The following is a 6,156-nucleotide window of genomic DNA, read 5'->3' as shown; positions in this document are numbered from 1 at the left end:
CGCCAACGAAACCGACGCGCGCGCGGCGGCCGTGGCGGAATGGCAGCGCATCCTGCGCGGCCTGGCCACCTTCGAAATGAGCCTGGCCCTGGGCAACCCGGCCGTGTTCCCGCAATCGCCCGTGACGGTGACAGGCTTCAAGCCCGAGATCGACGCCACCGAGTGGCTATCGGTCAAGGTCACGCACAGCCTGGGCGGCAACGGATTTACCACGCGTGTGGAATTTGAGACGAAAACGGAAGCGGTGGAGGCCGAACGCGAGGAAGAGAAAGACCCGGACGAAGGCATCACGGGCGTGGTGGCCAAGTGGAAGGACGTGGCGGCGAAGAAGAAAAAGGCGGGGCAAGAGCAAGCTGGTGCCGCTGGCACGCTCAAGACGCTGGAGCACACCTACAAAAGCAAGCAGGCCGCAAAAAGGGCGGCGCTGCATGCGTGGAAGCGTATTGACGAGGTGCGGGATATTATCCGCGAAAACAGTGAGGAACCTCGGAAACCTAAGCAGACGGGAAGTAATAATAGTAACAAAACGAAATGAACTTTTTTTATAAATTATGAGCGCTACTTGAATGGCGCTGCACAGAAGCTTCGCTTTGACGTTGCCGCTCAACTTTCAAGCGGCAACTTTTCGAAAAATTAACGAATACGGTCATTCCTGGATTGGAATTAATACATATTTTGCATATGAAGACGTACCATTAGCACATACTATTACTTGCAAAGTATAAAAATTAACGCTGCCGAGCACGACGATATAGATTCACTACGCTTCGCCGTGCACCAATATGCCGGAGGCCTAATCCTCGTCGATACAGTTCAGAGACTTCATAGGGCGAAGTTTCTCCAAATACGATTCCCTGCCTAATGAGCACGTCTACCTCTGGATCGCTAATACCTATTTCCTCTAAAGCATCTTTACTCAAAGGCGCAACAATTTCGTCTTTTTTCAGACGGAATTTAGCGAAAATTGGCTTAAGCTCTGAAATTTCTTCCTCAGCTTCTGCAACTTTGGCATTACTGGTCGGTTCAATAGCATTTTTCAAAGCTCTCGGAATTAGCAAGCGGGTACCATATGCACTAATTTCATCACCCTCCGGAACTGCAGTGGCCGCATTTGCAAGTAAGCGGACCAAATCTCGAGGAACGAGCCGCCCCCTCAAATCTGATAACACAGCAACTATCCACGTCGCTGTATACGCTTCACGAGTACGCTTCCCTGCAATGTCGTCTGGGCCAAGCTTTTTCCCCCACAGCGACTCTAATTTAAGAGTCTTTTCTTGCAAGAGTAACGTACTAAATTTAGCATCCCAAAGATTTGGAAGTGCCCCTGACTGTGTAGCAAGCCACGCCGCCAGCTCCAGAACATCATCCTCCGTCCATGATAAGGCGAATGAAGCATATTCCCGTCGATACTGGTCGAGATTCTGTTTGATAGCTGCTTCGACCGTGTCTCGCCGAACAAATATTAGTGCGCCTACCGGACGGCGACTCTCGGATCTAAGTCGTTGCGGGAGTGAAACAAGAGCTGCTCTCATTGCGGCTTCAACCCCCGGATCCGTAACAGATATATAGAGTTCCTCAAGTCCTTCTATTACTGCAACCATCGACATTCCTACATTTTTTAATGCGTCGAATAGTTCTTCTCCAGCGCCGCTAACTTTCGGTCTAAATCCAACGCTCCAAGCAATTACATCAAGCCAAATACCTACCCATACCTTCTCGCTATGAGATTGACCAATTTGCTCTTTCAGCCACGCGGTCGTTTCATGAACATTTACTGGAGAAGAAAATCCAAATGCTTGCGCCGCTATATTTCTAGCAGAATCTGCCTCAATCTGAAAAATACCACTCGATTGGACTGAAGCACAAACAGGAACAATATATGCAGGAACGGCGCCTTGGGCTCCTATCAACGAATTTACCGCACTTGACCATACACTTTGCGATATCAAATACCTAGCCGCGAGTGTTTTACCTGTACCTTTTGCTCCTTCACTGACAGCAATAGGTACCTCCGACTGAAAACGTTGAGCCATTGCCGCTAAAGGCTGTGTAACTAAAGGTTTAGGTACCTTTCCTTGAGCATTTTCTGCGGCAATGAGTTGGCTGGCGTACTTTGCCAATTGATCACGTCCTGATCGCCGTTCAGGAGCAACGGACACAGGAATACTTGGCAAACACAAAGGAGTATTCGTTTCAAGTTCAGACGCAATCCACTGGTCCATACCAGGCCCAACAATTCTAGTAAATCCACTTCCAGAAATCTGCTCTACAAAATTACCCCACTCAGCAGATGGCACTTGAATATCAGGTAATTCAGGTACTTCCACTTGCAAAAATGGGTCCAACTCTGTCAAATTATCGTAAATACTCTGCGATGCAGTAATATTATCCGCCTGATCTGAAACCAAACTTGATAGCAAGTCCGAAACAAGGGGTTCAATCAATATTTTATCCATTCCGCTTTGTTTAAAGACGGCCGGGACACGATTAATAACTAATAAAGGGCGACGCAGAATTTCGCCCGAGCGGCGAATTTCTCTAGACAAGAAACGCACGAAACCTGCCGTTGCGCGTATAGACTGATCCGCAAGTGTACTGACAATTATTGGTGAAACTTGGGGATCCATGGCCAAATTAACACCAAGCGGAACCAACCCCGCTCGCACATCAATAACTACTCCAGCGCAGCCCAATTTTTGAGCTATTCGTGAAAGTATATCTGCCAGCGCAAATGGGCTGGTAGGCGTCGACAAATGTTCTGGACGTATAGATGAACTCGCGAGTTCTTCTATTTCTCTTCGCAGAGGTAGAACAAATAAATTTCCGGCAATAAGGTGATCACGCAATCGCTCTGAAACGAAACTAATTGTTTCCGGAGCCTCAGCTTCGCTTTCTGAGTGTGCCAGCGTGATAACGTCCTCCAACGAAATCTTTGGAGTTCCAGCAAAACTTTGAAATAGGTAACTAATCCCTGGAGCCTCAAGGTCACCGTCAACTAGGAGAACAGGCTTGTTTGCAGAGGCGGCCCAGCGTAGTGCAAATGCAATCGCTGTAGTTGTACGCCCCGTTCCTCCTTTAACACTTAAAGCTGCGACAACGGGAGTCGGCCTAATATTTTTAGTAAGCGTTTTTGTTCTAAACTCGATAACACCATCAATGATGCCGAAAGACTGACGAAAATTATCTTGATCTTCGACTATCTCTAATTCAATTGGCAATTCAACGCCTTGAGTTGCACCTTCAAGTTCAATCCTCAATGGTTTTTCTCGAACTCGTGCGGGGAAAAGCCCCTCCAACCAATTTACCAATATCGGTAGCGGTATTGAACTAGTCGCCTCCAATGAAATGCCATACCAACTGACTCTGGCACGAATAAGATTAGACGGAAGTAAACCATCGACTAATGGAATGCATGCCAAACGCCTAGCTACGTCCATCCACGTCATTGGGGATTGATTTATTATACTCATTAGTTAATCTCGCACCATTTAATAATAGAAATAAGCCACTCGCATATCAAAGTGGTGTCATCCACTTTCTCGCCATAACGCCACGCTTGATGAAGTGAGGGTACATCTATCGCAAGGCCCGAGCGCGACAACACCCTTGGTGGGGCTTGTTTAAGACTTGCGCGCGGAATATTTAAAGATTGAACTAGATACATTAGATTATGCAAAAAAGTACGCGCAGCAACTGCACTCCCGCGTGCATCCGCCGTATTTTTTAGATTGTTTCGATGCATGTAAGTCGCTTTAAGTGCACACTCTGCAGCATAAAATAAAAGTAACGCGCCAGAATCTTGATCTTTCAGTATCTCTCGACGAGCTGAAGCATGTAACTCTTTAGCTCGCCGGCGCAGTGCTGCCATAGGAGGATCAATCACAACTAACCTTAAAAAGAACGGGATTTGTAAAATTTATGATTACAATGAAAACCATTATGACGATTTTTTATAAATTCATGGTGCTTTCGGCAGACTTTCACCAGCTATGCGAAGTTTGTTTGCAAGTGTTTCAGTGACGTTCAAGAAATCTATTTTTGTCTGGACTTGGGAAAACAGAGCACGAGTTTTCTTGATTTCTAACTCAGACATAAATGGCGATGCCCGAACCTCCAAAATTTCATAATAATTTGCAAGTTGCATTACATAAGTACGCTGTGACAATTGCGCGAAAGAAATAATTGCTATAATGAAACACATCATCATGTAACTCCTTGCAATCATCGTCATCTTCGATTTTTCAGTTTCAGATAATGAGAGTACATGAAAGACTGCTCCCAAAAAGAGTGAAACCATAGACAAAATTAGCGTTATAGCGTATCCGATCCCAACCGGTCTTCCTAATGAACGCGCAGCATTTGCATAGAAGCCATCGCGAAGTGATTCAAAACCTAGTGTCGAAAAGTTCGCAATTGAAGCAATGAGCGAAGACAGTACAGGCTTTGAGAAATCCCAAAGTGCTGAGCCTAGCGCACCTAGCACAATAACTCCAACCATTCCGAGAATTGTTTTTTTATTCATCTAAGTGTATTTTTACAGGATTTGAATTCGTGCTTTCACATGCATTCATGCAAAGAAAACAGGCAGCGTTTATAATAAGCATAAGAAGATCAATCGTTCTATTGCTATTTTTCCTTTTTTCGCCCGTTCCCGCTCACATTAAAAGTCTGCGGACCAATGATATTCCCAACAAAATTTTGCCCAATCTTTCCATGGGTTTCAACATTTGGGATAGTCCCCGCTTGGGATGGCTGGGACGTTGGCGAGCGCATGCCACCGATCATCCCAAGTACGCCGGCTTTCCCGCGAACGTCCATACTTCTATAGCCATCCAACAGTTCCTTTTCATCCAAGGTAACGGCTGATTGCCCCCTCTCACCCGTGAGTATGTAATGGACATCGACCCCGACCCCAGCAAGCGCTCGTAAGTAAAGCGCATCCGGCGCACGTTCGTTCTGCTCATACAGCGTCTGCGCGCGTCGTTTTAGTCCCGCAACGGCAGCGAAATCTTCCTGATTCATGCCCAACCGCTGACGCTCTTCTTTTAGTATTTCACCAATTGATCTCATTTGTGCTCAAAATTCTCTTTACAATGCTCTCATTTGAGAGCTATAGTTACGCCATTCCGTAGCGATTACAGATCATAACATTATGAATAATTTGTCAAAAGTCGGACGTACTGCGAAGGGCGTGACCTCTCGACCACTCGGCGTCCGCCTGACGCCTAATGAGGTGGACGAGGTCGAGGGCTACGCAGAGAAACTTGAACGCTCCAGGGCTTGGTTTCTTCGCTTTCTGATCCTGCGCGGCCTCGCCGACTACAAGCGCGAACTCGCCTCCAAACCCACCCACTAAGGACAACGTCATGTACCCCGATGCAAAACGTATCCGCAGCCACCGCGTCATGCTGCGCCTGGACGATTACGAGCACCAGCTCGTTTCCTCGATCGCCAACTACCAGGGCGAAGAGCTTGCGGTGCTGGTGCGCCAGATCGTGATGCGTGAAGCCCTGGCCGTGATCGCCTTGGATGACGCCACTATCGACAGCGTACAGCGTCGCAGCGTTTAAACCGAGTCACTTTTGAGCAACTCTAAAGTTACAGAAAATGCCAGACCATCAAATTAACCTCAATGACGAAGAGCGCGCGGTGCTGGAACTCGTGCGCCAGCGCCAGGGGCTGGCAAGTATCGATCAGGCGGCCGAATGGCTCGTCAAGTCGCGCTTACGCAAGCAGTCGAAAAACATGACAGGTCGCGGTCGCGCCCTGTACCAAGTGGAAAGAAAGCTGAAATGAGAGTCATCGGCCTGCCCTGCCCGCATTGCGAATACACCGTCCGCGCCGTCAAAAGCCGCACGATGTCTGCCATGTTCAAAGAAATCACCTACATGTGCCAGAACCCGGACTGCGGGCACTCCTTCGTGGCAGGCCTGGAAGTGCTGCGCACCCTCTCGCTGTCCGCCATGCCCAAGCCGGATATCCGCATCCCGATGTCACAGCACGCGCGCACGGCGGCCACCAGCCAGCTGGCCCTTGACCTGACTGCGGGCTGCTGATGACTATCTCGATCCTCGCGCCGCCGTAGCCCGGCCGCCGTAACTCCCCTCGTTTGCTGTGCCCTGCAGCGCTCCCTTTTGAGCGCGCGGGATTCGTTCA

8 protein-coding genes and 1 pseudogene are annotated in these 6,156 nt (G+C 48.4%); 5 read left to right on the top strand and 4 right to left on the bottom strand.

The features are described from left to right. Positions 1 to 535 (top strand): annotated as a pseudogene (locus SJI03_RS26395) (phage late control D family protein); the annotation flags it as partial. A 193-nt stretch (positions 536 to 728) separates the two neighbouring features. Here the strand turns inward: SJI03_RS26395 and SJI03_RS26390 are convergent. From SJI03_RS26390 to SJI03_RS26375, 4 genes are all read right to left on the bottom strand, one after another. Then, positions 729 to 3,257, bottom strand: coding sequence for a KGGVGR-motif variant AAA ATPase (locus SJI03_RS26390; RefSeq protein WP_322429168.1), 2,529 nt, complete (start codon positions 3,255 to 3,257; stop codon positions 729 to 731). Positions 3,258 to 3,469: 212 nt separating this feature from the next. Continuing rightward, entirely contained in the window at positions 3,470 to 3,868 is a 399-nt protein-coding gene (locus tag SJI03_RS26385) for a hypothetical protein (RefSeq protein ID WP_322429167.1), read from the bottom strand. 90 nt (positions 3,869 to 3,958) lie between these two features. Beyond that, complete coding sequence (locus SJI03_RS26380; RefSeq protein WP_322429166.1) at positions 3,959 to 4,522, bottom strand: hypothetical protein; 564 nt, start codon at positions 4,520 to 4,522, stop codon at positions 3,959 to 3,961. A 104-nt stretch (positions 4,523 to 4,626) separates the two neighbouring features. Then, complete coding sequence (locus tag SJI03_RS26375) at positions 4,627 to 5,070, bottom strand: helix-turn-helix transcriptional regulator (protein WP_322429165.1); 444 nt, start codon at positions 5,068 to 5,070, stop codon at positions 4,627 to 4,629. An 82-nt stretch (positions 5,071 to 5,152) separates the two neighbouring features. Between SJI03_RS26375 and SJI03_RS26370 the strand changes: the two genes are divergently transcribed. Genes SJI03_RS26370 through SJI03_RS26355 form a run of 4 tightly spaced genes read left to right on the top strand, consistent with a single transcriptional unit; the run spans position 5,153 to position 6,056 of the window. Then, entirely contained in the window at positions 5,153 to 5,356 is a 204-nt protein-coding gene (locus SJI03_RS26370) for a hypothetical protein (protein WP_322429164.1), read from the top strand. 10 nt (positions 5,357 to 5,366) lie between these two features. Further along, positions 5,367 to 5,570 (top strand): hypothetical protein, encoded by a 204-nt coding sequence (locus tag SJI03_RS26365; protein ID WP_035820909.1) that lies wholly within the window; start codon positions 5,367 to 5,369, stop codon positions 5,568 to 5,570. A gap of 37 nt (positions 5,571 to 5,607) precedes the next feature. Then, positions 5,608 to 5,796 carry a hypothetical protein gene (locus SJI03_RS26360; protein ID WP_035820911.1) on the top strand — a complete coding sequence of 63 codons (189 nt, stop codon included), beginning with the start codon at positions 5,608 to 5,610 and terminating at the stop codon, positions 5,794 to 5,796. Next, the gene (locus SJI03_RS26355) at positions 5,706 to 6,056 is read left to right on the top strand and encodes an ogr/Delta-like zinc finger family protein (RefSeq protein ID WP_322429163.1); all 351 of its coding nucleotides are present in this window, start codon (positions 5,706 to 5,708) and stop codon (positions 6,054 to 6,056) included. The genes SJI03_RS26360 and SJI03_RS26355 overlap by 91 nt, the downstream gene beginning before the upstream one ends. Positions 6,057 to 6,156 lie beyond the last annotated feature (100 nt).

It is taken from the genome of Janthinobacterium sp. GMG1 (assembly GCF_034427795.1).
In the GTDB taxonomy this organism is placed as follows: Bacteria; Pseudomonadota; Gammaproteobacteria; order Burkholderiales; family Burkholderiaceae_D; genus Janthinobacterium.
This window is presented reverse-complemented; position numbering and strand designations above follow the sequence as displayed.

Bases quoted from the DNA above. Each gene is read 5' to 3' on its own strand.
- SJI03_RS26385 (WP_322429167.1), bottom strand. From the start codon at position 3,868: ATGGCAGCACTGCGCCGGCGAGCTAAAGAGTTACATGCTTCAGCTCGT.
- SJI03_RS26380 (WP_322429166.1), bottom strand. From the start codon at position 4,522: ATGAATAAAAAAACAATTCTCGGAATGGTTGGAGTTATTGTGCTAGGT.
- SJI03_RS26375 (WP_322429165.1), bottom strand. From the start codon at position 5,070: ATGAGATCAATTGGTGAAATACTAAAAGAAGAGCGTCAGCGGTTGGGC.
- SJI03_RS26370 (WP_322429164.1), top strand. From the start codon at position 5,153: ATGAATAATTTGTCAAAAGTCGGACGTACTGCGAAGGGCGTGACCTCT.
- SJI03_RS26365 (WP_035820909.1), top strand. From the start codon at position 5,367: ATGTACCCCGATGCAAAACGTATCCGCAGCCACCGCGTCATGCTGCGC.
- SJI03_RS26360 (WP_035820911.1), top strand. From the start codon at position 5,608: ATGCCAGACCATCAAATTAACCTCAATGACGAAGAGCGCGCGGTGCTG.
- SJI03_RS26355 (WP_322429163.1), top strand. From the start codon at position 5,706: ATGGCTCGTCAAGTCGCGCTTACGCAAGCAGTCGAAAAACATGACAGG.